This window comes from Aquimarina addita, assembly GCF_039539305.1.
Classification (GTDB): Bacteria; Bacteroidota; Bacteroidia; order Flavobacteriales; family Flavobacteriaceae; genus Aquimarina; species Aquimarina addita.
Genome location: NZ_BAABCW010000011.1, coordinates 43,236 through 69,967, shown reverse-complemented (window position 1 = coordinate 69,967; position 26,732 = coordinate 43,236). Strand labels below are relative to the sequence as shown.

Annotated in this window: 24 protein-coding genes; 15 read left to right on the top strand and 9 right to left on the bottom strand. The window is 34.6% G+C overall.

All coding sequences use genetic code 11. The features are described from left to right. The first annotated feature begins 166 nt into the window (after positions 1 to 166). Both ABD816_RS13775 and ABD816_RS13770 read left to right on the top strand, forming a co-directional pair. Positions 167 to 1,192 carry a T9SS type A sorting domain-containing protein gene (locus ABD816_RS13775; protein ID WP_344928309.1) on the top strand — a complete coding sequence of 342 codons (1,026 nt, stop codon included), beginning with the start codon at positions 167 to 169 and terminating at the stop codon, positions 1,190 to 1,192. A gap of 40 nt (positions 1,193 to 1,232) precedes the next feature. Continuing rightward, the gene (locus ABD816_RS13770) at positions 1,233 to 2,063 is read left to right on the top strand and encodes a heparin lyase I family protein (RefSeq protein WP_344928306.1); all 831 of its coding nucleotides are present in this window, start codon (positions 1,233 to 1,235) and stop codon (positions 2,061 to 2,063) included. Positions 2,064 to 2,083: 20 nt separating this feature from the next. Here ABD816_RS13770 and ilvA read toward each other — a convergent pair whose 3' ends face one another. From ilvA to ABD816_RS13730, 8 genes are all read right to left on the bottom strand, one after another. Further along, a complete protein-coding gene (ilvA, locus tag ABD816_RS13765; protein WP_344928303.1) occupies positions 2,084 to 3,349 on the bottom strand; it encodes a threonine ammonia-lyase IlvA in 1,266 nt (421 codons plus the stop codon). A 3-nt stretch (positions 3,350 to 3,352) separates the two neighbouring features. Next, entirely contained in the window at positions 3,353 to 3,934 is a 582-nt protein-coding gene (locus ABD816_RS13760) for an O-methyltransferase (RefSeq protein ID WP_344928300.1), read from the bottom strand. 247 nt (positions 3,935 to 4,181) lie between these two features. Continuing rightward, positions 4,182 to 5,657: a ketol-acid reductoisomerase gene (gene ilvC / locus ABD816_RS13755; protein ID WP_344928298.1), complete on the bottom strand. Its 1,476-nt coding sequence runs from the start codon at positions 5,655 to 5,657 to the stop codon at positions 4,182 to 4,184. A 131-nt stretch (positions 5,658 to 5,788) separates the two neighbouring features. Then, positions 5,789 to 6,322 (bottom strand): acetolactate synthase small subunit, encoded by a 534-nt coding sequence (gene ilvN, locus ABD816_RS13750; protein ID WP_344928296.1) that lies wholly within the window; start codon positions 6,320 to 6,322, stop codon positions 5,789 to 5,791. Positions 6,323 to 6,423: 101 nt separating this feature from the next. After that, the gene (ilvB, locus tag ABD816_RS13745; RefSeq protein WP_344928294.1) at positions 6,424 to 8,157 is read right to left on the bottom strand and encodes a biosynthetic-type acetolactate synthase large subunit; all 1,734 of its coding nucleotides are present in this window, start codon (positions 8,155 to 8,157) and stop codon (positions 6,424 to 6,426) included. 66 nt (positions 8,158 to 8,223) lie between these two features. Continuing rightward, positions 8,224 to 9,900: a dihydroxy-acid dehydratase gene (gene ilvD / locus ABD816_RS13740; RefSeq protein ID WP_344928292.1), complete on the bottom strand. Its 1,677-nt coding sequence runs from the start codon at positions 9,898 to 9,900 to the stop codon at positions 8,224 to 8,226. A gap of 493 nt (positions 9,901 to 10,393) precedes the next feature. Beyond that, a complete protein-coding gene (locus ABD816_RS13735) occupies positions 10,394 to 11,047 on the bottom strand; it encodes a response regulator (protein WP_344928290.1) in 654 nt (217 codons plus the stop codon). Next, complete coding sequence (locus tag ABD816_RS13730; RefSeq protein WP_344928288.1) at positions 11,044 to 11,853, bottom strand: sensor histidine kinase; 810 nt, start codon at positions 11,851 to 11,853, stop codon at positions 11,044 to 11,046. Before ABD816_RS13730 ends, ABD816_RS13735 begins: the two co-directional genes overlap by 4 nt. A 264-nt stretch (positions 11,854 to 12,117) precedes the next feature. Between ABD816_RS13730 and ABD816_RS13725 the strand changes: the two genes are divergently transcribed. After that, positions 12,118 to 12,288, top strand: a complete 171-nt coding sequence (locus ABD816_RS13725) for a hypothetical protein (protein WP_344928286.1) — start codon at positions 12,118 to 12,120, stop codon at positions 12,286 to 12,288. 236 nt (positions 12,289 to 12,524) lie between these two features. On the opposite strand, the gene ABD816_RS13720 is transcribed toward ABD816_RS13725, so the two are convergent. Continuing rightward, positions 12,525 to 12,926: a hypothetical protein gene (locus tag ABD816_RS13720; RefSeq protein WP_344928284.1), complete on the bottom strand. Its 402-nt coding sequence runs from the start codon at positions 12,924 to 12,926 to the stop codon at positions 12,525 to 12,527. A gap of 414 nt (positions 12,927 to 13,340) precedes the next feature. On the opposite strand from ABD816_RS13720, the gene ABD816_RS13715 reads away from it, so the two are divergent. The 12 genes from ABD816_RS13715 to ABD816_RS13660 all read left to right on the top strand — a co-directional run bounded on the left by ABD816_RS13715 (position 13,341) and on the right by ABD816_RS13660 (position 26,715). Then, positions 13,341 to 13,907: a Pvc16 family protein gene (locus ABD816_RS13715; protein WP_344928281.1), complete on the top strand. Its 567-nt coding sequence runs from the start codon at positions 13,341 to 13,343 to the stop codon at positions 13,905 to 13,907. Next, positions 13,907 to 14,476: a hypothetical protein gene (locus ABD816_RS13710; RefSeq protein WP_344928278.1), complete on the top strand. Its 570-nt coding sequence runs from the start codon at positions 13,907 to 13,909 to the stop codon at positions 14,474 to 14,476. The genes ABD816_RS13715 and ABD816_RS13710 overlap by 1 nt, the downstream gene beginning before the upstream one ends. Before the next feature lie 10 nt (positions 14,477 to 14,486). Continuing rightward, complete coding sequence (locus ABD816_RS13705; protein ID WP_344928276.1) at positions 14,487 to 16,430, top strand: phage tail sheath C-terminal domain-containing protein; 1,944 nt, start codon at positions 14,487 to 14,489, stop codon at positions 16,428 to 16,430. 36 nt (positions 16,431 to 16,466) lie between these two features. Continuing rightward, the gene (locus ABD816_RS13700) at positions 16,467 to 16,901 is read left to right on the top strand and encodes a phage tail protein (RefSeq protein WP_344928274.1); all 435 of its coding nucleotides are present in this window, start codon (positions 16,467 to 16,469) and stop codon (positions 16,899 to 16,901) included. Between the two features lie 2 nt (positions 16,902 to 16,903). Beyond that, on the top strand, positions 16,904 to 17,344 hold the full coding sequence (locus tag ABD816_RS13695) for a phage tail protein (RefSeq protein ID WP_344928273.1): 441 nt from the start codon (positions 16,904 to 16,906) through the stop codon (positions 17,342 to 17,344). Position 17,345: 1 nt separating this feature from the next. Further along, positions 17,346 to 17,501 (top strand): DUF5908 family protein, encoded by a 156-nt coding sequence (locus ABD816_RS13690; protein WP_344928272.1) that lies wholly within the window; start codon positions 17,346 to 17,348, stop codon positions 17,499 to 17,501. 3 nt (positions 17,502 to 17,504) lie between these two features. Continuing rightward, positions 17,505 to 18,269: a CIS tube protein gene (locus ABD816_RS13685; protein WP_344928270.1), complete on the top strand. Its 765-nt coding sequence runs from the start codon at positions 17,505 to 17,507 to the stop codon at positions 18,267 to 18,269. A gap of 3 nt (positions 18,270 to 18,272) precedes the next feature. Next, positions 18,273 to 20,012 (top strand): type VI secretion system tip protein VgrG, encoded by a 1,740-nt coding sequence (gene vgrG, locus ABD816_RS13680; protein ID WP_344928267.1) that lies wholly within the window; start codon positions 18,273 to 18,275, stop codon positions 20,010 to 20,012. A gap of 18 nt (positions 20,013 to 20,030) precedes the next feature. Continuing rightward, positions 20,031 to 20,318 (top strand): PAAR domain-containing protein, encoded by a 288-nt coding sequence (locus tag ABD816_RS13675; RefSeq protein ID WP_344928265.1) that lies wholly within the window; start codon positions 20,031 to 20,033, stop codon positions 20,316 to 20,318. Between the two features lie 138 nt (positions 20,319 to 20,456). Further along, a complete protein-coding gene (locus tag ABD816_RS13670) occupies positions 20,457 to 20,867 on the top strand; it encodes a GPW/gp25 family protein (protein WP_344928263.1) in 411 nt (136 codons plus the stop codon). A 3-nt stretch (positions 20,868 to 20,870) separates the two neighbouring features. After that, positions 20,871 to 23,963 (top strand): baseplate J/gp47 family protein, encoded by a 3,093-nt coding sequence (locus ABD816_RS13665; protein WP_344928261.1) that lies wholly within the window; start codon positions 20,871 to 20,873, stop codon positions 23,961 to 23,963. Between the two features lie 10 nt (positions 23,964 to 23,973). Continuing rightward, entirely contained in the window at positions 23,974 to 26,715 is a 2,742-nt protein-coding gene (locus ABD816_RS13660) for a hypothetical protein (protein ID WP_344928259.1), read from the top strand. The last annotated feature ends 17 nt before the right edge of the window (positions 26,716 to 26,732 follow it).

Below are 26,732 nucleotides of genomic sequence, written 5' to 3'. Positions count from 1 at the left end.
ATAGTTTAACAAAACCTCTTGTATAATATATACAAGAGGTTTTGTTATTTTTGTTTGTAATTAAATTAATGATAAATTTATATACCTATGAAATCTATCTATACTTCACTACTCATCATTTTTTCTTTTGGATTACATATCAATGCGCAAATAACTCTTGATGCTAATGGGTCTCAATACTTATGAAGATATTAATGCTGTATTAGCACCTATTAGTGGTGATGTCATAGAAGCACCAGGTGTTACTGGTACTACCTGTGATAATCATTCCACATATGTGGGTACAGATGGAAATCGCCATATAGATGAAGTTTTTGATGCCGATTTAGGAATAAATGTGTTTAGATTTATTATCCATGTAAATGAAGATATTGACAGAGATAAATGTAGTACTACAGATCGACAACGCAATGAAATAAAAACATATGATCAATCTCCTGATAACCTATTAGGTATAGAGGGTGAAACCGTACAATATAAATGGAAATTCAAATTAGATGCTGGATTTCAGGGTTCTGGAAGCTTTACACATTTACATCAACTAAAAGCTGTGGGAGGTTCTGAAGAAGGTACGCCTCTTATCACGCTAACAGCAAGAGAAAATAGTAATAGCAGACTAGAATTACGATATGCACAGCAAGCTAGCCAAGCAACAGAAACTAGTATTGAGTTATCCTTAATAAAAGGAAACTGGATATCTGTAGAAGAAACTGTTTTATATGGAGAAACCGGAACTTACAATATCGTTATGACTAACACAGCAACTGGTGTAGAAATCATGAATCATACGATAAATGATAGAATGTGGAAAACAGACGCAGATTTTGTCCGGCCAAAATGGGGTATTTACAGAAGCTTAAACAGTGCTTCTGACCTTAGAGATGAAGAAGTATTGTTTGCTAACTTTTCCATAGAAGAAAACCCTACATTGTCAATTGGTGACTTATCAAAAGAAACTTTATTTAATGCATCACCAAATCCTACTACAGGAAAAGTAGACCTAAAGCTTATCAAAAACATAAATAATTATAGTGTTACTGTAACAGATATTAACGGAAAAACAATTCGGAAAACATCTGTTTCTGATACTAAAACAGTTGATTTGTCTGATCAATCCAATGGAATATATTTTTTCACTTTAGTAGACAAAACAACAAACATGTATTCTGTGGTAAAAGTTTTAAAACAATAATATGATATATTGATATTACTTTATAACAAAATACTTAAAAATGATTTATAAATACATCATCGCTTTTATTTCGATAGTATGTTGGACTAATTCTTATTCTCAAGTAATTCTTGAGGCAGATGGTCCCGGAGACACCTATGAGTTAATTACCTCTGCACTAGCTCCAGGATACAAACCCATAGAGGCTCCTGGAATAAAAAGAGGGGATTGTGACAATCATTCTGATTTTAATGAGTCTCACATTACAGAAGTGTATGATGCAGAGCTTGAGAAAAATGTTTTTAAATTTGTTATCCACGTAAAAGAGGATAATGACCGCTGTAAAATGTTTGACAGACAACGTAATGAAATTAAAAGTTATCGATCTTCTCCTGATAATTTAAAAGGAACCCAAGAAGAAACGGTAGTATACAAATGGAAGTTTAAACTGGATAAAGACTTCCAACCATCTAAAAATTTCACCCACCTCCACCAACTAAAATCTGTAGGAGAAACAGAAAAAGCAAAACCCATTATTACGCTTACTGCCAGAAAAGGAAGTGTTGACAAACTAGAGCTAAGACATTCTGGTGGTAAAGATCAAAATACTTTAAAAAAAGTAGACTTAGACTTATTGCGAGGCAATTGGGTACAAGTCATAGAAACTGTCACGTATGGTGAAGAAAACAAAGGCTCTTATGATATAGTTATTACTAATATCAAAACAGGAAAATCTATTTTGAAATATAAAAATAAGTCTATACAATTATGGAACGCAGGTGCTGAATTTGTCAGACCAAAATGGGGAATATACCGTAGTTTAAAAAGCGCTGAATATCTTAGAGATGAAACTTTATTTTTTGCCGATTTTTCAATTATAGAAAACCAATAGTATAATACCAGTAAAAGGTATCAAACGAGAAACTGAAATAAATCCGGTTTATCATTTAAATAATCACCATAAAAATTACGCTCCTTCATTCTATTAATTAAAGGAGCTAAATCTTTTCTATCCTTTAGTTCGATTCCTACTACGGCAGGACCATTTTCTCTACTGGATTTTTTAGAATATTCGAAATGGGTGATATCATCATTAGGTCCCAATATTTCTCCTACAAATTCTTTTAAAGCACCAGCTCGCTGTGGGAACCTAACAATAAAATAATGCTTAAGATCTGCATAAAGCAATGCTCTTTCTTTAATTTCTGCAGTTCGGGTGATATCGTTATTACTTCCACTTATAATACACACAACATTTTTACTCTTTATTGTATCTTTATAAAATTCTAAAGCTGCTAGCGTTATTGCACCTGCAGGCTCAACAACAATAGCGTCTTTATTATATAAATCTAATATTGTCTGACACACAAGCCCTTCTGGCACCGTAAATACATCTGTAAGATATGATTTACAAATCTCAAAATTCAAGTCTCCTACCTTTTGGACCGCAGCACCGTCAATAAACTTATCAATATTAAAAATTTGAGTATTCTTATTATTCTTGATAGAAGTAGTCATAGATGGTGCACCTTTTGGTTCTACACCGATAATTTTAGTTCTTGGAGATAAAGCTTTCAAAGCTCCGCATAATCCCGAAGCTAATCCTCCACCTCCTATAGCTACAAATACATAATCAATAGGTACTTCGGTCTGATTAAATATCTCCAGCCCAATAGTACCCTGACCCTCTATAGTCTTAGGATCATCAAAAGGATGTATATAGGTTTTTCCTTCTTCGGTACAGATTTTTTTTGCTGCATTAGATGCATCATCAAAGGTATCTCCTTCTAAAACAATAGTTACATAAGCACCACCGAACATACGTGTCTGCTCTATTTTCTGCTTAGGAGTTACAGAAGGCATATAGATAGTACCTTGAATCCTAAGATGATGACAAGCAAAAGCTACTCCTTGTGCATGATTGCCCGCACTGGCACACACAACACCTTTATCCATTTCTACTTTGGTCAACGAATTAATCTTATTATATGCACCCCGAATTTTATAGGATCGAACTCGCTGTAGATCTTCTCTTTTCAATAAAATATTTGCATCATACTTCTTTGAATACCGAATACTTTGGATTAATGGAGTAACTAATGACACTTCTTTAATTACAGATGCCGCCTTTTCTATATCTTCTAGTTCAGGAAAATATATAGTTGATGATGTATTCATATATTATTTAGTTTTTACTGCAATAATTAATCCTGTAGACCATTCCATTTTGGTTACACTAAAATCATTTCTTTCTTCCAGATAATCGATTAGTCTATGTACAAGATGTTGATGTCTCTCTGGCCAATTAGGTTGAATATTCATATCATCAATAACATAAAAACCTCCTGTTTTTACCAAGTTTAAAATTTCTTCAATCTCACTATATTTACCAGGCCAAGCATCTGCAAAAATAAAATCAAACATTACTCCCTGATACTCATGTATCCAGGTTGTACCATCTTTACAGATAATATCAACTCTGGAATCTTCTCCAAAAAAACTATGAGCAATTTTAATCAATTCAGGATCACTATCTACGGTTATAAGCTTAGAAAATGAATCCATCCCATCGATCATCCAAGACAAAGACAAACCGATCCCTGTACCTAATTCCAGAATATTAGCTCTAGGTTTTGAAGAAACTAAAGTTCTTAATAAACTACCAACAAGCAAATCGGAAGGCATTGTGAACCCTATTTCTTTTGACTTTGCTATTATTGCCGGATACATTTCAGGTATATCCTTAATATTAGTATTGAACATTGTTTTATTTTCTTTGCATTTGCTAATTTCTGAATCAAAAATCCTCTATACCTTATTACACAATTTGTTAACTAAATAGCACTTCACACATTCATAAACAGATAAATAATAATTCACTTATAATTCTAAACAATATGTTTTTAAACCTACTAAAAAAATACCACATATTCTTTCAGGAGTTTCTGGATCCAAAAGAATATGTGGTATAAAAAAATTGATAAAAAGAGCGTACTCTTTCTATTTCAGACTATACAATCGGCTTCATCGCGGTCATAGAGGCTCTTAACCTACTACCTACTTTTTCTATTGGATGATTTCTTAAAGCAGCATTTACCTCAATAAGTTTTGCATTATCTACACCATTATCTTTTCCTGCATCAAAAGCTTCACCAATAATACTAGTATTAACTGTTTTCATAAAATCAGCGAGTAAAGGTTTACAAGCGTGATCAAATAGATAACAACCATACTCTGCTGTATCAGAAATTACTCTATTCATTTCAAATAACTTCTTACGTGCAATCGTATTTGCGATAAGTGGTGTTTCATGTAATGATTCATAATACGCAGATTCTTCTATAATACCAGAAGCGGTCATAGCTTCAAAAGCAAGCTCTACTCCTGCTCTTACCATCGCTACCATTAATACACCGTGATCATAAAACTCTTGCTCAGAAATTTCCATAGCTCCAGCAGGTGTTTTTTCAAAAGCAGTTTCACCTGTAGCTGCTCTCCATAATAAGAGGTTCTTATCATCGTTAGCCCAATCCTCCATCATTGTTTTAGAAAAGTGCCCTCCTATAATATCATCCATATGCTTCTCGAATAAAGGACGCATAATATCCTTTAACTCTTCAGCAAGCTCAAATGCCTTAATTTTTGATGGATTGGATAATCTATCCATCATATTGGTGATCCCTCCATATTTTAATCCTTCTGTAATAGTTTCCCATCCGTATTGAATTAATTTAGAGGCATACCCTTCATCAATCCCTTTTTCGATCATTTTATCAAAACAAAGGATTGAACCTGTCTGTAATAAACCACAAAGGATCGTTTGTTCCCCCATAAGATCTGATTTCACTTCTGCTACAAAAGAGGATTCCAGCACTCCTGCTCTATCTCCTCCTGTACCTACAGCATATGCTTTAGCTTGTGCAAGACCATGACCTTGAGGATCATTTTCTGGATGTACTGCAATTAAAGTTGGTACCCCAAAACCTCTTTTATACTCTTCTCTTACTTCTGATCCTGGGCACTTTGGTGCTACCATAATTACTGTAAGGTCTTTACGAATCTGCATTCCCTCTTCTACAATATTAAAACCATGAGAATAAGCAAGCGTAGCTCCGTTTTTCATTAAAGGCATCACCGCTTTCACTACTTGTGTATGTTGCTTATCCGGAGTAAGATTAATTACCAGATCCGCACCAGGCACCAATTCTTCATAAGTTCCAACGGTAAACCCATTGTCTGACGCATTCTTAAAAGACTGTCGTTTCTCTTTAATAGCTCCTTCTCTAAGGGTATAAGATATATCCAATCCAGAATCACGCATGTTCAGTCCTTGATTCAATCCCTGAGCTCCACATCCTACAATTACTATTTTCTTCCCTTTTAATGCTTCAATACCATCAGTAAATTCAGACGAATCCATGAATCTACATTTTCCTAACTGTGTTAACTTATCTCTTAATGATAGCGTATTAAAATAATTGGCCATTTCCTTTTTAATTTGTTGTTACTTCCGACTGATCGGAAATCTATTTAATTTGAATTTTTAGTTATTTTCTTTTGAGTGCTTGATCATATTCCAGGAATTATATTTCTAAATGGATTATCTCAGCATTTTTTTTAGATCGTCTCCGGAACGAAGCTTTCTAAAATTTTAGAAATATGCATTTGATCTTTGGTCACAGCAATTCTCCCAGAACGTACAAATTGCATAAGTCCGTATGGCTCAAGTGCATTATATAGTTCTTCAACTTCACCGCGTCTTCCTGTTTTTTCCAGAACAAAAAACTCTGGTGTTACTGTGACAATATTCGCATTATTATCTTTGATTACATTTTGGATTTGCCTTTCTTCAAACAAAAGTTTTGAATCTATCTTAAACAGAGCAGTTTCCTGATAAATTGTTTGTTCATTCGTATGATAAAATGCTTTAATGACTTCGATTTGTTTTTCAATTTGACCTACCAATTTCTTTACTTGTTCTTCTGTTATTTTTACGACAATCGTAAAACGAAATACATCTTTGATCTCCGATACAGAAGCGGTCATACTGTCTAAATTGATATGACGCTTTAAAAAGATAGCTGATATTCTATTCAGCAGACCTATATTATTCTCAGTATATACTGATATAGTGTAACATTCTTTTTTCATGAATTAAAATTTTAATTCTAAAATTGTGTTTTTGACCTCAATAACTCGAGGATTTCTTTTTTTGCACACGGTTTGAAGGATATCCTACTTAGCACTTGTCTTTACTCTAACCTAATGTCAGAAACTGAAGCTCCGGTAGGAATCATTGGAAATACGTTATTTTCTTTCTCCACACATACTTCTAAAAAGTAAGCATCTTCTGAGGCAATCATTTCTTTTATAGCTTCTTTTAAATCCTCTCTTTTAGTTACTCTTTTTGCTTCGATATGATATCCTTTTGCAATTGTAACAAAATCAGGATTTATCATCTCTGTAGATGCATATCGCTTATCAAAAAACAGTTGTTGCCATTGACGTACCATACCTAGAAAATCATTATTTAATACAACAATTTTTACCGGTACTTTGGTCTGAAAAATTGTTCCTAATTCTTGGATTGTCATTTGATATCCACCATCACCAATAATTGCAACCACTTGTCTTTCTGGAGCTCCCATTTTTGCTCCGATGGCTGCTGGCAAAGCAAATCCCATAGTTCCTAACCCACCAGAAGTGACATTACTTTTGCTTTTAGTGAATTCTGCATAGCGACAAGCAATCATTTGGTGTTGTCCTACATCAGACACAATAACAGCATCTCCACCTGTCTCCTCATTAATTCCACGTAATACCTCACCCATAGAAAGTGATTCTTTAGAAGGATGTAATTCTTCTTTGATCACTTTATCATACTCAATTGCATCATAATCCCGAAATTGCTTAACCCAGTTTTCGTGTGATCCCGATACTATTAATGGTAATATATCAGCTAATGTTTTCTTTACATTACCCATAACCGCTACATCAGCTTTTACATTTTTATTAACCTCTGCCGGATCAATTTCAAAATGAATTACTTTAGCTTGTTTCGCGTATGTTTCCAAGTTACCAGTAACACGGTCATCAAAACGCATTCCTATGGCAATTAATAAATCACATTCGTTGGTTAATTTATTAGGACCATAATTACCGTGCATTCCTACCATACCAACATTTAATGGATGTGCTGTAGGTAATGCTGATAACCCTAAAATTGTCCAAGCTGCTGGTATATTTGATTTTTCAATAAAACTTTTAAGTTCTTCTTCTGCTTGACCAAGAATAACTCCCTGACCAAAAACAATCATAGGTTTTCTTGCCTTATTGATTAATTCTGCAGCTTGCTCTACTGTTTTGACATCGGTTTCAGGAACAGGTTTATAACTACGAACTCCCTTACATTTCTCATATTCAAAATCTAATTCTCCAAACTGAGCATCTTTTGTAATATCGACCAATACAGGTCCCGGACGCCCTGATCTTGCTATATAAAATGCTTTAGCTAATGCTTTAGGAATGTCTTTGGCTTTAGTAACTTGATGATTCCATTTTGTAATTGGCGTTGATATCCCTATGATATCTGTTTCCTGAAAAGCATCTGATCCCAATAAATGAGATCCTACTTGTCCTGTGATGCATACCATCGGAGTAGAATCAATCTGTGCATCTGCAATTCCTGTCACAAAATTTGTTGCTCCTGGACCAGAAGTAGCTATTGCTACGCCTACTTTACCGCTGGTTCTTGCGTATCCCTGTGCTGCGTGTGTAGCACCTTGTTCATGTCTTGTTAGTACATGTTGTAGTTGATCCTGAAACTTATATAATTCATCATATACCGGCATAATTGCACCACCTGGGTATCCGTAAATTAAATCAACACCTTCTGCCAAAAGGCAATGTATTACCGCTTCGGCTCCTGTCATTTTACCTTTGGTCACTTCTGCTTTCTTTTTTTCTATTTGCGTTTGTGTTTCCATACGCGATTTATTTTTAGAAACTAGACACTAGTTAAAAAAACCAGTTTCCAGATTTATTCATTCTTGTTAAAACTCATCAGTTACGCATCCTTCTGATGCCGATGATACTGTGTGGGCATATTTATACAAAACGCCTTTTGTGAACTTCAATGGAGGTTTCACCCAGGAAGCTTTTCTTCTTTTTATTTCTTCTTCCTCTATGGCTACAGTTATCGAATTGGTTTCTGCGTCGATGGTAATAACATCACCATCTTCTACTAACCCTATTAAACCACCTTCCTGTGCCTCTGGGGTAATGTGACCTACCACAAATCCATGAGTTCCTCCAGAAAATCTTCCATCGGTTATCAATGCAACATCATTACCAAGGCCCGCTCCCATGATTGCAGCTGTTGGTTTCAACATTTCCGGCATTCCGGGACCTCCTTTTGGACCTTCGTACCTAATGACGACTACATCTCCTTTTTCAACCTTACCATCTCTTATTCCATCATTTGCAGCATATTCTCCGTTAAAAACCTTTGCTTTTCCTTGAAAACGTAAACCTTCTTTTCCTGTAATCTTTGCTACACACCCTTCTTCTGACAGGTTTCCAAACATAATCCGAAGATGTCCTGTAGGCTTTATTGGATTTTCGATAGACTTTATTACATCCTGGCCTTCTGAAAGATCAGTAACCTCTAATAAATTTTCTGCCAGCGTTTTTCCGGTAACCGTAAGACAATCCCCGTGAAGTAGTCCTTTTTTAAGCAGATATTTTAATACCGCTGGGATCCCTCCTACTTTATGTACATCTTCCATAAGGTATTTCCCACTAGGCTTTAAGTCTGCTAGAAATGGAGTTTCATCACTTATTCGTTGAAAATCTGCTAATGTAAACTCTACATCGGCCGCTCTGGCGATTGCCAAAAAGTGTAATACCGCATTCGTAGAACCTCCTAAAACTGTAACTAATCTAATAGCATTCTCTAATGATTTCTTAGTAACGATATCAAGAGGTTTAATATCTTTTTCTAAAAGTAGTCGCATTGCGCGTCCTGCAGCAATACTCTCTGCTTTCTTATCTTCTCCTAATGCGGGATTAGATGAATTAAATGGTAATGACATTCCTAACGCTTCTATAGCAGAAGCCATCGTATTAGCCGTATACATACCTCCACAAGCGCCTGCGCCTGGACAAGCTTTCTGGATAACACTTTTATATTCTTTTTGATCTATAGTACCTGCTACTTTCTGCCCCCAGGCCTCGAATGCTGAAACTACATCTAATTTTTTTCCATTGTGACTGCCTGAAGCTATAGTTCCTCCATATACTAAAATAGAAGGTCGGTTTAACCGCAACATTGCCATTAAAGCTCCTGGCATATTTTTATCACATCCAACAACAGTTACCATACCATCATAAGACATAGCTTGAACTACTGTTTCCATAGAATCCGCTATTACATCTCTAGAAGGTAATGAAAAACGCATCCCAGGAGTACCCATAGAGATACCATCGCTTACACCAATAGTATTAAAAATAAGCCCTACTACATCTTCTTCTTTCGTTCCTTCCTTTACTAATTTGGCTAAGTCATTGAGGTGCATATTACAAGGGTTTCCTTCATAACCTGTACTAGCTATACCTACTAATGGTTTATTAAAATCCTCCTCTGTTAAACCAATCGCATGAAGCATCGCTTGTGCAGCTGGTTGTGTATCATCTTGTGTAACTTGTTTACTAAATTTATTGATGCTCATTCCGCTTTCTGAATGTGATTTCTTATTAATAATTTAAAATTTTAACAGTTTTGATGAAAAATCAATATTCAATCAACTAAACTATAATGTAAAACTATCTCCTACAGACTAAACACTTGATTTTTATTCAATACCCTTACAGTATCCAACGTATATGAATCAAAGTTTAATATTTGATTAACAGATACTTAAACTGTTTTTTTTTACAATCACTATTTGTTAATTTTTTATTATTCTTTCTTTTCTTTTAAAAATAAACCAATTATTCCTACAACTGATTTTAATTTTCTAATTGTTCTAAATACATTCTGTGTAAACTTAACAAACTTCTATTTTGCATAAATTGATTTGATTTTTTGACACAAGGAAACATAAATAAATGAAAGATAGACTATTTGGTAATAAACAAAGTGTTCTCTTGAAACGCCAGGTCAGCGCATTATTAAATCTTTTAAAATAATGAGAAAAGTATGCTATTGATATTTGCTAAGATTTATAGCTTAAAAAAATTATTTTTCATACAGTAAATAACTAATCCCACTCTGGTTCTTACTTGTAATTTTTTAAAAACCGATTCTCTGTAATTCTCTACAGTTTTAGGACTTAGTTCCATCTCACCCGCAATATCTTTATAGGTAAGTTCTGAACAAGCATATTTTAGAAATGTCCATTCTCTTTCTGTAAGTTTTTCTGCTAAATCTCTAGTGACTTCTTTCTCAGGTTGGTCAGAATATTGCAAAGCACTTTGGATCTTACTAGAATAATAAAAACCTTGCTCAATAACCATTTTCATAGCAAACTCAAAATTCTCAGGATGGATATCTTTCAGTAAGTATCCTCTTGCACCGGCGCGTAACATTTTAATAATAGTTTCTTCATCATCCTCCATAGTTAACACCAATACTTTTTGTTCCGTTTGATGCTCCTTAAGCCAGGTCATCGTTTGAACACCATCCATAACAGGCATTTTAACATCTAATAAAATAAGATCAGGTTTTCGTCTTTTGTGGAGATAGTACTGTGTAAGTTCTTTTCCGTTTTTAAGGATAGCCAACACTTCATACCCATCTAACTTGGTGATCAAACTTTCTAATGATTGTGCAAAAAGTAGGTGATCATCAACAATAACTACTGTTTTTTTCTTCATCCTAACTCGTTATTTTTAATATCCTCATTATTACTTTTAAATGGGTAGGTTAATCTAAGAGAAACTCCTTCTCCTGGAGCTGTTTCGTATTCAAATTTTGCATTTATTAAATCAGATCTACTTGCCATATTTAATAACCCTGAACCAGCTTTAGCATTTTTTTTAGAAAACCCAATTCCATCATCCTTTATAGATATTATTAAATTTTTTATTTGATACTCTATTTTAATTTCTAATGATGAAGCTTGTGAATACTTAATTGTATTAGAGAAAAACTCTTGGATGATACGATAAACAATAATTTCATCCTTAGGATGCAAGTCTGTTTTATCACCAGTAACTGAGAATTTAGTCTTTAAAAAATTAAGCTTTTCAAATCTTGTTAATTCTACCTGTATTGACTCTTTTAATCCAATATTTTGGATCACTTCATTATTTAGTGTTTTAGACAGATTTCTTATCTCTTGCAAACTATCTCCAACCAGGCTTCTTACATCTTGTATAGAATTTGCTAATTCTGGATCTAAATTAGTGTTTAACATATTAATTTGCATCACTGCAGTAGAAAGAAGTTGACCAATATTATCGTGTAGTTCCCAACTTACATTTTTAAGCGTTTGCTCCTGTATTTCTATTTTAGACTTAAATAATGCGTCTTCAAATCGTTGCTGGTCCTTAAAGCTTTTAAGGAGTAATTTATTTTTCCTTTTTTGGAAAGCAATAAAGAACACAATTCCGAAGATTATAAAAAATAATATAATGACGGTAAAGTAAACTATTAATAAGATTTGTTCTTTCTCGAGCATAGAATAAAACCAAGAGTATAACAAGTATACACAAAAATATTCGCTGTAGTAATTATAATCTCATAAACCTTTGTAAAATCAGGACTTTTTGTTTCACTAAAATATTTAGAGTAAATAAAAATTGGAGTAGAACTTAAATGATATATCACTACCCCAATTCCTATATAAAAAGGTAATGTTTTATAAAAGTCCAGAATTTGATCTCCAAAAAGCATTTGAAAAAAAAAGTAAATTACATATAGTAACAATAATAAAGAACCTACAATGAAATTAAGAGATACAATTGCATTAAAAAATTCACTTGATGTAACTAAATTAAATATCGAAAACATCAAAAAAAGTATTGTAAATAAAAAACCTATCTTTCTTACTTTTTTAGAATTAAATAAAGAAGTAAATAGAAAAAGGAAGAAAACAAAACTTATAGTATCATAGATATTATAAATCCAATTATTATTATTTAATAAAAAATAATGTTCTAAACCTTTTAAGGAATCTAAATAGTAGATAGCAGTCGGCATCCAACCAAAAACAATTTCTACAAATACTGTGAATAATAAAAAATATACGAAATATCTAGACAAAACTTCATCTTTGAATTTCATCACATACATTGTCCCACTGACTAATGCGATTATTTCAAAAATATTAATAACTATTTGAAAAAACATCTAGTAGATATGCGGAGGACGACCACTTCCCCCTCTGTTATAAGCGTCAATATCATAATTATTAGGTTGTTCAGCATTTTCTTTACCTAAACTTTTGGCAGGAGCTCCTGTAGGAACCATAAACAAAGTAGAATATCCTCTTTTCATTTTACACTTTGCCTTAGAATAAGCACCCATATAAATTCGTATACCCGGATGATCAATTCCTTGCTTATTAGATTCCGATTTTACATATGCAAGATATTCTTCTAATTCTTCTACACTCCACCAAAACTCTCTGGTATCTTCAAAACCAAGTCTTTTTTTCAAATGTCCTTCCCTTTGATTACACCAATTATCATGAAGCTCTTTGGCTTCCTTTTTACTAATACACTTTTTAGGTTTCTGCTTTTTAGCCGCCATAATTAGGAAAATTTTAAGTTTATACTGCTAATATATTCAAAAAACAAATCCCGATACAAATACGACTACCCTTTTCATTATAATTATTACGGTTAAGCCTTACTCTCAAAATACTGATTAACAGTTTTTTAATCATTTTACACAAATAGTCATAAAAAAAAATTGCTAGGGGGAAAAGCCCCTGATCCATCTAGGGGTATTTCACTTTCTAAATTAAAGCTTTTCAACTTACAAAATACCGTCAAATGCCTACACTAATAAGCTTATGCTACTGTTAATTTTACAAAAGTATTTATTCCCCTAAGAATGTTGATACACTTTATAAAAGTTATTACTAATACGGTTTTTTGTAAAACACACGAATTAAATAGAATCTATTAGAATACCACGGCTTAATTAAAATTATTTTTCATCATGTTAAAAGACTTTATAAATCATATTGGGTCAGATCTTGATATTTATATTAATGCATTATCTTCCATTACCTCAACGGTAAAAACAGACATTGCTAATATCGGAGATTACGGTACTGATAGTTTCTCTGGCAGTACCGGATCAAATGTATTTATCACTGTAGTAAAACTTGAAGAAGAGTCTACATTACGAAATTTTCCTAATAGTAAATTAATACAACAAAATAATGGAAATTTTGCTGTAGACAAACGTTTTCCAAAAATATTCTTAAACTACTTTCTGCTTTTTTCTGCGACATTATCTTATGACATGTCTATTGCGACAGTTCATAGAATTATAAAATATTTTCAAGCTCATAAGACATTTAATTTTACCTCGGATGAAAGCGATATAGAACTCTCCTTAGAACTGGTTTCACCCACGTTCGAACAGATGAATAATATGTGGGGAATTCTGGGTGGAAAACAATTTCCAAGTGTTCTATATAAAGGAAGAGTCACAGAATTGGAATTCTTAAATGAACAATTATCACCAGCAATCACAACGATCTCTGCAACACTACAATAATGAGTCACTTTAGCTATACATATGAAACCTTATTTACATTGGATATACAGCATCCAGATACTATTCCGGTGATTGGTAATGTAACTTTTGTACCTTCAGAATCAACAGCACTAATTCTGAATAAATATAAACTGATTATGAAACCTACGGTTACAGGTTTTGTAGTTGCATATAGAACCTCGACTACTTATGACGAAGTAAAAGACCCGAAAGGGAATGTTACACATACTCCCAATGGTTCTGTAGATTGGTTAGATACCAATTCGATAAATATCTCTTTGAATATTTTTTGTATCGCTACTCAAAAATTTATAGAAAATACCGCCTGGAAGGATCTGGGTCCCAGAGCAAAAAAGAATAATGAAGTAACCTTAGTATATCAATATATTTTGTATAGAGCATTATATGATGCTCCAGCATCAGCACCTGATATTGATAATGCGCCTATTACAAAGGATTACAGTTTAGAAAACAACGATTATAAGCGATTACAAGTTGCAGAATTAAATTTTAAGTTATCAGGTCATATTCCCAATAACACTCATAAAACAAATACAATAATCATATAAATCAATAATTATGGCAAGTACACTAAAATCACCTGGCGTATATGTAGAAGAAGTAAGTACATTCCCTCCTTCTGTAGCACAGGTTCCTACTGCAATTCCTGCGTTTATTGGGTACACAGAAAAACAAGGACTCAACAATGAACTAGGAATGGTTCCAAAAAAAATTCGCTCCTTACTGGATTACGAATATCTGTTTGGCACAGGACCTTCAGGAGGTCTTGACATCACATTGGACACCAACAACTCTGTTACAGACGTATCCACTGACGGACAGGAATATTATCTGTATAACAGCTTACAATTATTCTATAACAATGGTGGTGGTGACTGTTATATTGTATCCATTGGAGCATACGATAGTGGTATTTCTGCTACAAATTTTACAGATGGGATTACAACACTAAAAAAAATAGACGAACCTACACTATATGTTACTCCGGATGCTTCATTATTAAGCAGTATCGATGATGTCAAAGATGTGCATTCTAAAATGCTGGATGAATGTGAGATATTACAAGATCGTTTTGCAATTCTGGATATATATAACGGACATATTGATTTTACAGACCCTGCAGCTACTACTGATGTTATTGCAGATTATCGCAATAAATTACCTTCTAACAGCAACTTAAAATACGGGGCATGTTATTATCCGTTTTTAAGGACATCATTACCTATAAATTTCAGTTTCAATAATCTGGTTTTTAATAAAAATGGTAGTCCGGTAGCGCTAAACACATTAATTGATCAAAACAAATTTAGTGATGGAAAAAAAGAATTGTTAACTAAGCTGGGAGAAGTAAAAGAGGATTATGAATCCACCTTTAATGATCTTATCAAGGTGTATACTTCTAATAAATATGAGAACACTACAGATCCGGTTCAAAAAGATGATATCAATAAAAAAACGACCTTAATAAATGACATGTTCAGCGTAATAATTGCACTGGGTCCAAAATTAAAGAACCTTACTACCCTAACCAATCATACAGCAATAAAGTCAATTTATGATGATGCAATTGCCTTAGGAAGTTCTTTTAGTAAATTAAATAAATCCTTTTTGGATGGTATTACCAATGTGAATACCAAATTAAAATCAGGTCAAAAAATCGCTACAGTAACATCCACAGTCACCACTACAGAAACCGCAGGTCTATTTAATCTTGATGTATCAGGTATACCAGCTTCTTCTAATCTTGACGTGGCTTATGGTTTATTAAAAGATTATTTCTCAACAATTTATAATGAACTGTATAACATCTCAAATGACTTTTATGCTCAAGTTAATGCTGCTTCTAAAGCATTAGAGGATATTTTAAAAACAGAATCTCCACTTTATTCGTCCATACTTACAGGTATTAAACAACATGGGGTAGTTCTACCTCCATCCGGAGCAATAGCAGGAATTTATGCTAAGGTAGATAATCTTAGAGGCGTATGGAAAGCTCCGGCTAATGTAGGTTTAAACTCAGTAAATGAGCCTGTGGTAAAGCTGTCGAGTAAAGATCAGGAAGGACTTAATATAGATGAGATTGCAGGAAAATCTATCAACGTTATCAGAGCTTTTACTGGTCGTGGCAATCTCGTTTGGGGTGCAAGAACGCTTGCAGGAAATGATAATGAATGGAGATATGTACCCGTAAGAAGATTTTTTAATATGGTCGAAGAATCTGTAAAAAAAGCAACAGAACAATTTGTCTTTGAAGCCAATGATGCCAATACCTGGGTACGAATCCGATCCATGATCGAAAACTTTCTTACGAATCAATGGCGAGCGGGTGCATTAGCAGGTGCTAAAACTGATGACGCGTTCTATGTACGCGTAGGGTTAGGGCAAACGATGACAGCACAAGATATCCTTAACGGTATTCTCAATGTAGAAATCGGCATGGCGGCAGTACGCCCGGCAGAATTTATTGTGCTCAAATTCTCTCATAAATTACAGGAATCATAGAAATCATAAACTTTTAATTTAAAAAACAACCATATTATGGCAGCAGAATATCCATTAGCAAAGTTCCATTTTAGTGTAGATTGGGGTGGTTCAAAAATAGGGTTTCAGGAAGTATCCGGTCTCGATGTAGAGATAGAACCACTGGAATACAGAGATGGGGCAAATCCAGAATACAGCAAAACCAATATGCCCGGAATGATTAAATATAGTGATGTTACGCTTAAAAGAGGAGTCTTTAAAAGTGATAACGAATATTTTGCCTGGATGAATACCGTAAAGCTTAATACCATTGAGCGTAGAGATATCACGATAAACTTATTAGACGAAAATCACGACCCTGTTGTTACCTGGAAACTAAAAAACGCATGGCCAATGAAAATACAGTCTACTGATCTTAAAGGAGAAGGAAACGAAATTGCCATTGAGACTTTGGTATTAAAACACGAAGGATTGACCATACAAAACGAATAACTATGTTTTTATATCCGGCAGTTGGTTTTCATTTTGCAGTATATTTTCATGGACTTCTTCCTACTCCTATCGATGTTAGTTTTCAATCCGTAACAGGATTAAGTGTCTCCGTAGAGACCGAAAGTTACAAAGAAGGAGGAGAAAACAGATATGTTCACGACATTCCTACGGGACTTAAATTTTCTACATTAACATTAAAAAGAGGGCTTAAAAGTATTCCCTCGCCATTAACCAAATGGTGTGAAGGTGTCTATGAAGATTTTAAATTTAAACCTCTGGATCTTATTGTACTATTATTAGATGAAAATCATCTCCCGATTCATCGATGGAGTGTACTGCATGCATATCCCATTAAATACGAAATCGGAGAATTTAATGCCGAAACCGCAGGAATCGTTATCCAGACCTTAGAACTGAAATATAAATATTTTAAATCCATATAAGATGCCGGTAGAAATCAAAAATCTTTCTATAAAAGTGCAGGTTCATGGCAATGCATCACAAATACGTAATGACGCTGATGATCTCACGTCAGAATGGACGCAGGAAGAATTAACAGAGCTGATAGAAAAAAGTCTAAACAATAAAAAAGAACGGTAAACTATGTTTTCAAAAGGCACATTAGTCAAACTTATGATCACCGCTTATACTGATGAAAAATTCAAAGATCAGGTAGGAAATTCCTTAACAGCGCTCATTAATCCGGAGGGCTATAAAGAAACTTTTACTGTAAAGTATGATGAAGCACAGCCCGCCGGAAATCAAGGAAATGCTCCTAAGTTTAATAAGATTACTCCCGGAGAATTTACGTTTAGATTACTTTTTGACAGTACGGGTGTTTTTGATGAAATAGAAAATATTGATGATGCAATGGCCAGTATTTCAGAGAATATCAGTGCATTTGTGCCGTCTTTTTTAAAAAACGACGATGGTGACAAGGTAGATGAAGGCGTTTTTAATCAAATTGAAGAGTTTAAGAAACTTGTCATTGATTTTAATGGCAATACACATCAAAATAATTCACTGATTATCGCTTGGGGACCGTTGATTATAAAATGTAAACTGACCAAATTAGATATAGAGTATAAGTTATTCAATGCCTCAGGATATCCTATACGAGCAATAGCGACTATAGGATGCATTAAAATCATTAGTGATGAAGAGCGTAAAGCATTAGAAAACAAAACTTCTCCTGATCTTACGCATATCCGGTATGCAAAAGCAGGAGATACACTCCCATTGATGACCTATAGAATCTATGGAGACGCCGCATATTATCTGGAAGTTGCAAAAGTAAATAACCTTCAGAACTTTAGACGATTAAAAGCAGGTCAGAAAATCATTTTTCCACCAATACAAAAAAACTAGCACATGAATCTATTAGGAGACATTGAAGAAAAAACAGGAATCGTAACCTCTAGAGTATTCATAGAAGGATCTGAGGTTTCTACTCTATATGGTGTGCAATCTATTGGCATTACTAATGCTTGTAATCGTATCCCGACTGCTATACTAACTATTATAGATGGATCGCCAGCAGATCAGGATTTTAAAGCCAGTAGTGATGCTATTTTTGAACCGGGCAAAGCAATTGAGATAAAAGCAGGATATCAAGGAATCGAAGCAACTGTTTTTAAAGGAATTATTATAAAACAAGCTATTAAAATCACTAAAAAAAATAGTGTATTGATCGTAACCTGCAAAGATGACGCCTTTACCATGACATTAGGAAAAAAAAACAATATCTTCTATGATGCTACTGACAGTGATGCGATAGAAAAATTAATTAATGATGCCGGGTTGACACCCAATGTAATTGCCACAACTTTTACACATCACGAATTGGTTCAGTATCAAAGTACTGATTGGGATTTTATGATGTCTCGTGCACAGGTAAACGGAGCCATCTGCACGATCTCAGATGGCACTATCCATATACAAAAACCTGTATTAAATGACACTGAAGTCATGACTGCTACCTTCGGAAGTTCGATTTTTTCCTTTGATGCAGAAATAGATGCACGTCATCAATACCAATCTTATGAGGCAAATAGCTGGGATTATAGTAATCAGGAAATTATTTCAACAACAGCAACTAACGCAGGGCAGATAAGCACAGGAAACCTAACAGAAAGCTCTCTGGCTAAAGCCGCAGGAAATCATACCACTCGCCTGGATCATTCTGGAAATATTAGTTCTGAAGTCCTGCAGACCTGGGTAGATAGTAAAAGTACATTGCAACAACTTGCCATGATACGAGGTACGCTTCAGGTGCAAGGAAATAAAGCATTAAAAGCCGGAGTTTTAATCAAATTAGAAGGCGTAGGTGATCGATTTAACGGAAAAGTATTTGTAGGAGGTGTTCATCATACTATCACAGAAGGAAACTGGTTTACAAATGTACAGATCGGTCTGGATCCGGATTGGTTTACAGAACAGTATGACATTTCTGCCTTACCGGCATCAGGTATGCTACCCGCAATTAGTGGGTTACAGATTGGCGTAGTGACTGCACTAGAAGGAGATCCTGATAGTGAACATCGTATAAAAGTAAAAGTTCCGATTATCAATACTAATGAAGAAGGAGTGTGGGCAAGAGTACTTTCATTATATGCGGGTGAAAATTATGGGGTCCAATTTCTGCCCGAAATTGGCAATGAAGTATTACTTGGTTTTCTTAATGACGACCCTACTCAGGCAGTCGTATTAGGTGCAATGTATAGCAATACCCATACAGCACCCATTGAATTTACAGATGATAATTTTGAAAAAATTATTATGGGTAATAGCGAAATCAAAATATTGCTAAATGATGATACCAAAACTATTACACTAGAAACGCCCGCAGGAAAATCCATTATGCTGGATGAAGATGAAGGTATTATAAAATTAGAAGATGACAACAATAATATAGTGACCCTGAATAGTGATGGAATATCTCTGGAAAGCGGTGGAGATATCACGCTAAAAGCTACAGGAGATGTTACCATAGAAGGAAATAATATAGAAGCAAAAGCCAATATGAATTTCAAAGCAGAAGGATCGGCAGGAATCGAAGTTTCCTCTAGTGCAACAGCCGTGCTTAAAGGTTCTTTAGTACAAATAAACTAAAATAGAAAAACTAAAACGATGTCATTAGCAGCCAGAATAACAGACATGCATGTATGTCCGATGGTCACCGGAACCGTACCACACGTAGGAGGTCCTATATTACCTGCAGGAGAACCTACCGTATTGATTGGCGGTATGCCGGCAGCCAGAGTTGGAGATATGGCAACCTGCACAGGACCACCAGATACAATCGCTGCCGGATCAGGAACCGTCCTCATCGGTGGGATGCCTGCCGCCAGAATGGGAGATGCTACCGCACACGGCGGCACTATAGTCGCAGGATGTGGTACCGTAATAATTGGATGATTTTTTAAAAAGTAATGAGTACAAAGTATGAAGGCTAAAAGCTAAAAACTAAAGTTATAACGAATCAAAAAATACGAATGACAAATAAATAATTCAACGATTCAACTTTAAAACTATATAACCCGAAACCTAAAAACAATGAAAAATGAAACCCCATATATAGGAATTGGATGGAGCTTCCCTCCTGCTTTTAACAAGTTTACCAGTCAAGTGGAGATGACAACAGAAGATGATGATATCGAGGGCAGTCTGGAAATCATTTTGACCACCAAACTTGGTGAACGATTATTACGACCCTTATTTGGGTGTGACCTGAGTACAAAAGTATTTGAAACCATGAACGCTACTCAGGTAAACCTCATCAAAAATATGATCGAAGAATGTATCTTATTATATGAACCCAGAATTGATACAGAAGATATTAAAATCAATACCAATAACGCATTCGAGGGTATTTTTTATATACATATTGATTACACCGTACGTACTACAAACTCCAGAAGAAATATTGTTTTTCCATTTTACCTAAACGAAGGGACTGATTTATAATTTATGGCAACAAACTGTACTAATAGCGACACTACTAAAAATTCTGAAGGAACCACACAACATCAGCGATATCTGGATGCTCTACATCCAGATGGCTTAGAATTAATGGGATTCTCTGTAGAAGAATGGATGGATTTTGCATATAAATTTTCAGAAAAAGTAAACTTTTATAACGATAATGCCACTACTGCTTCTACTACCTGGAAATCATTTTTTGAAAAAACGAATGAAATCAAATCCATTGCCAAAGAATATACGGATGGTGATATAGATCCACATCTCACCTTATTTATATGTTTTCTTAAATTACTGGATACTTCCAAGCAACAATTTGATGGTATTACTAAAAGACATTTGGATTTTTATTATCAGGAGGTACTACAATTAAAAAAGCAATCCTATACACCTGATAAAGTATATGCGCTGTTTGAACTTGCTAAAAATGTAGAAAACCAACAAATCGCTAAAGATACTCTATTGGATGGGGGTAAAGATACAAATGGAAAAACCAGAAACTATGCTGTCAGTGAAGAACTGGTTGTCAATACAACCAATATTGCTCAGCTAAAATCTACATATCTGGATGCAACCGGATGGTATGAAGCACCCATACCTAATTCTATTGATGGACAAGGAGGAGATTTTGACAATGAAAGTAATAGTTGGATGCCCTTTGGAAACACCAGCTATGCAAATGCAAGTTTTGGCTTTACCATCGGTGCTCCTTCTTTAAAAATGAGCGATGGTCCCAGAAGTATTGTACTTACCTTTAAACTTGCAGGAAAAAACGGAACGATAACAACTACCGAAGACTTTTCTGAAAGTCTTATCTTTAGTATTACAGGAGCATCAGGTTGGATTACAATACCCGTTCCTAAAGAGAAGATAATGAGCATTAATGGAGAATTTTCATGCACATTAGAGCTTTCAGAAACGGATGATGCTATTATCAATTATGATGTAACTATACACTCAGAAAATTATAATGCCGTACACCCTCTCATCAAAATTGAATTTAACAAAACGACAAGAGAAGCCGCAACCAATAGTTTTAAACTCTATAAAAAACTAGTTGACCTTACTATCATTGACATTATCATTACCACCACCAGCCTGTATACTAAAAGTTTATTAGTAAAAAATGATACCGGAACCATTACTACAGAGAATGCTTTCTTTCCTTTTGGACCTCAGGCAAAAAAGAATGCAAAACTAAGAATCAAATCTGAAGAGTGGATCGGAAAAAACATTACTGAGGCAGTATTAAAAATGAACTGGAAAGATCTGCCGGACAGTTTTGCCACGCATTATAGCACCTATACAGAATCAACGGTAAACGACGGACTATACGATCCTATTTCGGATACAATTGTCAAAAAAACAATGGGAGATGATCGCTTTACTGCCACAACATCCATAATATCAAAAAACAGAAACACACAATCTGATCTTAAAACACCGGATCAAATTAATATTGATTATCAAGTATACTGGTTAGATAAGTTGAATTATTTAGAAGATGATAATAATAACCCGGTAGGTCTTAGTACTCCGGACAAAATTGCTATTACCGCTACAGAAGATACCACTATTGCCGATAATGCTTTATTCAAATCACCTGAACGTAGTGAATTTTCTTTTTTTGATGATGCTGCCGAATCATATATTCCACTGGCAACAGATGCCTACTTTTTACAAGTAGAATTAGAAGAAGATTTTTTTCAGGATGTATTTGGTAAGGTATTGACCGCACAGGCGATTGCAGAAAAAGCTGCTCCCAACGCCCCTTATATCCCATTAGCAGAGGACATCTCTGTAACCATTACTACAGAAGAGCATTTTAACACGCTGGATAAACATCTAGAATTATTTCATAATTATCCCTACGGTCAGATAAAGACGATTGCTTCTGCACAAGCAAGTCTGGTATCTTCTTTTACTCCAAAAGGCGCATTGTTTTTAGGCTTAGAAAACTGTATACAAGGAACACATGTACAATTTCTTTTTCAATTAGAAGAAGGAACAGAAAATCCTGATGCTATTATTTCTGAAGGATATCCAGAAATAGAATGGCACTATCTCCATCAAAATGAATGGATATTATTTACTAAAGAACAACTACTAAAAGATGAAACCAATAATTTCTTAAAAACAGGATTGGTAAAATTTAAAATTCCTAAAAATTTTGATACAACCAATACTTTATTACCAGATTCCTTATTCTGGGTACGAGCTTCGCAGAAGTCCAAAATTATAGGAACCAATTTACCAGATACAGTAAGTCGGTTTATAGAGATTCATCCACAAGCGGTACAGGCAGAATTTAGTAACCAGTATAATAGTCTGGATCACCTGCAAAACGGTATCCCATCCAATACAATTTCTAAACTAATCAATCGTATGGCAACGGTAAAAAAAGTCATCCAGCCCTTTGCCAGTTTTGATGGAATACCAGAAGAAGATGACACTCATTTTTACCGAAGAATCAGCGAACGTCTGCGACATAAAAACAGAGCCATTACACTATGGGATTACGAACATCTGATTTTACAAGAATTTCCTAACATCCATAAAGTAAAATGCCTTAATCACAGCAGTTTTAACTCTAATCAAAGTCCGGGTGATGTACTAATTGTAGTAGTACCAGATATCAAAAATCAAAATGTATTTAATGTATATGAGCCTCAGATGAGTGCTAATAAGCTAACAGAAATAGAAGAATACATTAATCAGCTCAACAGTTCACTAGTCAATGCCCGTGTAGTTTCCCCAGTGTATGAACCTGTACGTGTTACATTAGATGCCTTTTTCTATCCAGAATATGACATCAATTTATATACTAAGCTTCTTAAAGAAGACATCGCTAAATTTTTAGCTCCGTGGGCATTTGATACAGAAGCATCAATAGCATTTAATAACACACTCCATGAATCTGAAATGATTTTTTATATAGAAAACTTACAATATGTGGATTATATCAAAAATTTTAGCCTTACGCATAATGGCAACGCCAAACAAAAGGTATCCCCAACAGATGAAAAAAGTATTTTGACATCTGTAGCTGCATCATCTCATATCATACCCTCACATAACTAATAGTCAATATATGTATACTATAGAAGAACATAGCGAAATCCCAAAGAACATCAACTATCAGAATGATCTTGATTTTTCCTGGTTAAGAGATCAGGGACAAAAATATATTGAGGATCTGGGCAGAAAACTATGGACTGATTATAACATTCATGATCCGGGGATTACAATCATGGAGCTATTATGTTATGCAATTACAGATCTGGGATTACGAATTAATCAACCCATTGAAGATCTGGTAGCCATGCCCAATAATTCTGAATCACAGATGCATGAGCAATTTAAAAGTGCCTTAAAAATATTAACCTGCGAGCCAGTAACTCAGGATGACTATCGTAAACTTTTTATTGACATTGATGGAGTTAAAAATGTCTGGCTAATACCATACAACCTAACCATGCATCTGGAATGTAACCCTGAGGCTCCAAAAATAGATTTTAAACCCATAGAAAACACCATTTTTAATACCACAGAATTTAATGCAAAGGGATTGTATTGCCTGTTAGTGGATTATGATAAAAAGGCGGATCAGGTGCTTATTGATAAAGAAATTTTTGAAACATATCATCAAAACAGAAATCTATGCGAAGATCTGATTGAAATAAAAAAAGTACCTCAACAATGTATCAGTATTTGTGTACAAATTCAATTAGAAAACGGAGCTGATGAAGAGTGGGTACATGCTAAAATTCAGTTCGAAATTGAACAGTATTTCTCGCCATCCCTTCCCACCTATTCTTTACAGCAATTACAAGAAAAAGGACTGACAACCGACGCTATTTTTGAAGGTCCTGTATTGACTAACGGTTTTATAATCAATGAAGATCTGGAGCACACCCAACTACGTAAAGAAGTACGTCGCAGTGATCTGATCAATATTATCATGAAAATAGAAGGTGTATCGCTTATTGAAGAAATCAGTATGGATAACTGCCCTCCGGACACTAATAATCCATCATCAGATTGTGTACCTCCAGTAACTGCACAGAGCGATGCGTGGATTATTCATATTGAAGAAAATCATAAACCAGCGATCTGCGATAAAAGTACCTGGACCTATAAAAAAGGATTACTACCGGTGGGTATCAATCAGGAAAAATCAGCAGTATATCTAACAGCACTGGAAGCAACTTTTAAATCAGATCAGAAAAAATCTTATGAAGACCTGCCAATGCCAGTTGGCAACTATACCGGGATTACCGATTACCAGACAATACAACACGATTTGCCAGAAAATTATGGAATCTCCACCTATGGATTGTCTGATAAAGTACCTGAACTAAGAAAAACACAGGCAAAACAGTTACAAGGATATTTAATATTTTTTGATCAAATTCTAAGCGTCTACTTTTCGCATTTAGGACAAGTCAAATCCTTACTTTCAGGAGACAATGACCTCAAGAGATATTATATATTAAACGCTGTAGATGACATACAGGATATAGAAACATTGATAAATGACTCCTTGATTTATGAAAACAATCCTAATCTTCCGTTAGAAATAGATGCAGACGGAAGTACAAAATCTCTAATTAATGATCTTGAAGATTTTAATACTAAACGGAATCAATTATTAGATCATCTACTGAGTCGATTTGCAGAAGTTTTTGAGGATTATACCAGCGTGATGTACAAGCTTTTTGGAAAAAATGTAGATGATGATATTATCAAAACTAAAAATGCCTTTCTTAATCAATATGATGTGATCAGTTCACAGCGAGGTTTAGCATATAATTACAGACTTAAAACAGAAACAAATACTCCCGATGTATGGGACACAAATAATGTTTCAGGGTTTCAAAAACGAATTGCCTTACTCTCTGGTATGGCTGATTACCAACGTAAAAATCTTTTTAATAATCATCTTAGAATTGAAAAATATATCAGAGCTAATAGCGAGGTAGAATATCGATGGCTGATTATAGATAGTAATCAAACCTATCTCTCCTCCAGACAAGATTTTAAAACCAAACAACAAGCCATAGACAATCTGTTGATTGCCCTAAAATATGCCTTTGATCCAGAAAATTTCAGGCTCCTGCCGACATCCACAGGTACTAAAACCTTTGTGGCACTAACAACACCACAATATACAAGCGATCCTGATGATGAACATATTATCGGCAGACAGTACAATCGGTATTTTAGCAATCAGGATAATGCGGAGGCTGAAATTAAAAAAGTATTGAATTTTATAGCCAACATACAAAGCGAAGAAGGATTTTATGTAATCGAAAACATCCTCGCACTACCCTATCATATACAGAACATTCCCAATACATTAAACGATTGCTTACCAGTATGTGTAGATGAAAATTGTCATAGTTGTGGTCCATTGGACCCGTTCTCTTATCAAATAACTATTGTATTTCCCGGGTGGATATCGCGTTTCTCTAATATTGATTTCAGAAATTATATGGAAGCACTGATCCGCCGGGAATTACCTGCGCATATACTGCCCAGAATCTGCTGGATTGGTCACATGAAAGGTATGCTTGATCACGCAGAAGGAGAACCAGAACCACCTAATGATATGGAAATTCTGCAAGAAAAATGGAAGAAATTCCTGATTTCTAAAAACAATAAAAGCAATAACTATCACGCATCGTTTACCACCACAAAAGAATTATGGTGTGCTATGAGTCACCTCAATACAATTTATGGCAGTGGCACCTTGCATTATTGCGAAAATGAAGAAACCGAAGAAAATAAAAACAGAATTATATTAAACCGAAGCTCGCTGGGTTCCTTATAATTGATACTACTAAAATT

Coding starts and splice junctions, on each gene's coding strand:
- ABD816_RS13660 (WP_344928259.1), top strand. CDS start 23,974: ATGTATACTATAGAAGAACATAGCGAAATCCCAAAGAACATCAACTAT.
- ABD816_RS13715 (WP_344928281.1), top strand. CDS start 13,341: ATGTTAAAAGACTTTATAAATCATATTGGGTCAGATCTTGATATTTAT.
- ABD816_RS13700 (WP_344928274.1), top strand. CDS start 16,467: ATGGCAGCAGAATATCCATTAGCAAAGTTCCATTTTAGTGTAGATTGG.
- ABD816_RS13720 (WP_344928284.1), bottom strand. CDS start 12,926: ATGGCGGCTAAAAAGCAGAAACCTAAAAAGTGTATTAGTAAAAAGGAA.
- ABD816_RS13760 (WP_344928300.1), bottom strand. CDS start 3,934: ATGTTCAATACTAATATTAAGGATATACCTGAAATGTATCCGGCAATA.
- ABD816_RS13690 (WP_344928272.1), top strand. CDS start 17,346: ATGCCGGTAGAAATCAAAAATCTTTCTATAAAAGTGCAGGTTCATGGC.
- ABD816_RS13675 (WP_344928265.1), top strand. CDS start 20,031: ATGTCATTAGCAGCCAGAATAACAGACATGCATGTATGTCCGATGGTC.
- ABD816_RS13710 (WP_344928278.1), top strand. CDS start 13,907: ATGAGTCACTTTAGCTATACATATGAAACCTTATTTACATTGGATATA.
- ABD816_RS13670 (WP_344928263.1), top strand. CDS start 20,457: ATGAAAAATGAAACCCCATATATAGGAATTGGATGGAGCTTCCCTCCT.
- ABD816_RS13695 (WP_344928273.1), top strand. CDS start 16,904: ATGTTTTTATATCCGGCAGTTGGTTTTCATTTTGCAGTATATTTTCAT.
- vgrG (WP_344928267.1), top strand. CDS start 18,273: ATGAATCTATTAGGAGACATTGAAGAAAAAACAGGAATCGTAACCTCT.
- ABD816_RS13735 (WP_344928290.1), bottom strand. CDS start 11,047: ATGAAGAAAAAAACAGTAGTTATTGTTGATGATCACCTACTTTTTGCA.
- ilvN (WP_344928296.1), bottom strand. CDS start 6,322: ATGAAAAAAGAATGTTACACTATATCAGTATATACTGAGAATAATATA.
- ilvC (WP_344928298.1), bottom strand. CDS start 5,657: ATGGCCAATTATTTTAATACGCTATCATTAAGAGATAAGTTAACACAG.
- ABD816_RS13705 (WP_344928276.1), top strand. CDS start 14,487: ATGGCAAGTACACTAAAATCACCTGGCGTATATGTAGAAGAAGTAAGT.
- ilvA (WP_344928303.1), bottom strand. CDS start 3,349: ATGAATACATCATCAACTATATATTTTCCTGAACTAGAAGATATAGAA.
- ABD816_RS13775 (WP_344928309.1), top strand. CDS start 167: ATGGGTCTCAATACTTATGAAGATATTAATGCTGTATTAGCACCTATT.
- ABD816_RS13730 (WP_344928288.1), bottom strand. CDS start 11,853: ATGCTCGAGAAAGAACAAATCTTATTAATAGTTTACTTTACCGTCATT.
- ABD816_RS13725 (WP_344928286.1), top strand. CDS start 12,118: ATGAAATTAAGAGATACAATTGCATTAAAAAATTCACTTGATGTAACT.
- ABD816_RS13770 (WP_344928306.1), top strand. CDS start 1,233: ATGATTTATAAATACATCATCGCTTTTATTTCGATAGTATGTTGGACT.
- ilvD (WP_344928292.1), bottom strand. CDS start 9,900: ATGAGCATCAATAAATTTAGTAAACAAGTTACACAAGATGATACACAA.
- ABD816_RS13665 (WP_344928261.1), top strand. CDS start 20,871: ATGGCAACAAACTGTACTAATAGCGACACTACTAAAAATTCTGAAGGA.
- ilvB (WP_344928294.1), bottom strand. CDS start 8,157: ATGGAAACACAAACGCAAATAGAAAAAAAGAAAGCAGAAGTGACCAAA.
- ABD816_RS13685 (WP_344928270.1), top strand. CDS start 17,505: ATGTTTTCAAAAGGCACATTAGTCAAACTTATGATCACCGCTTATACT.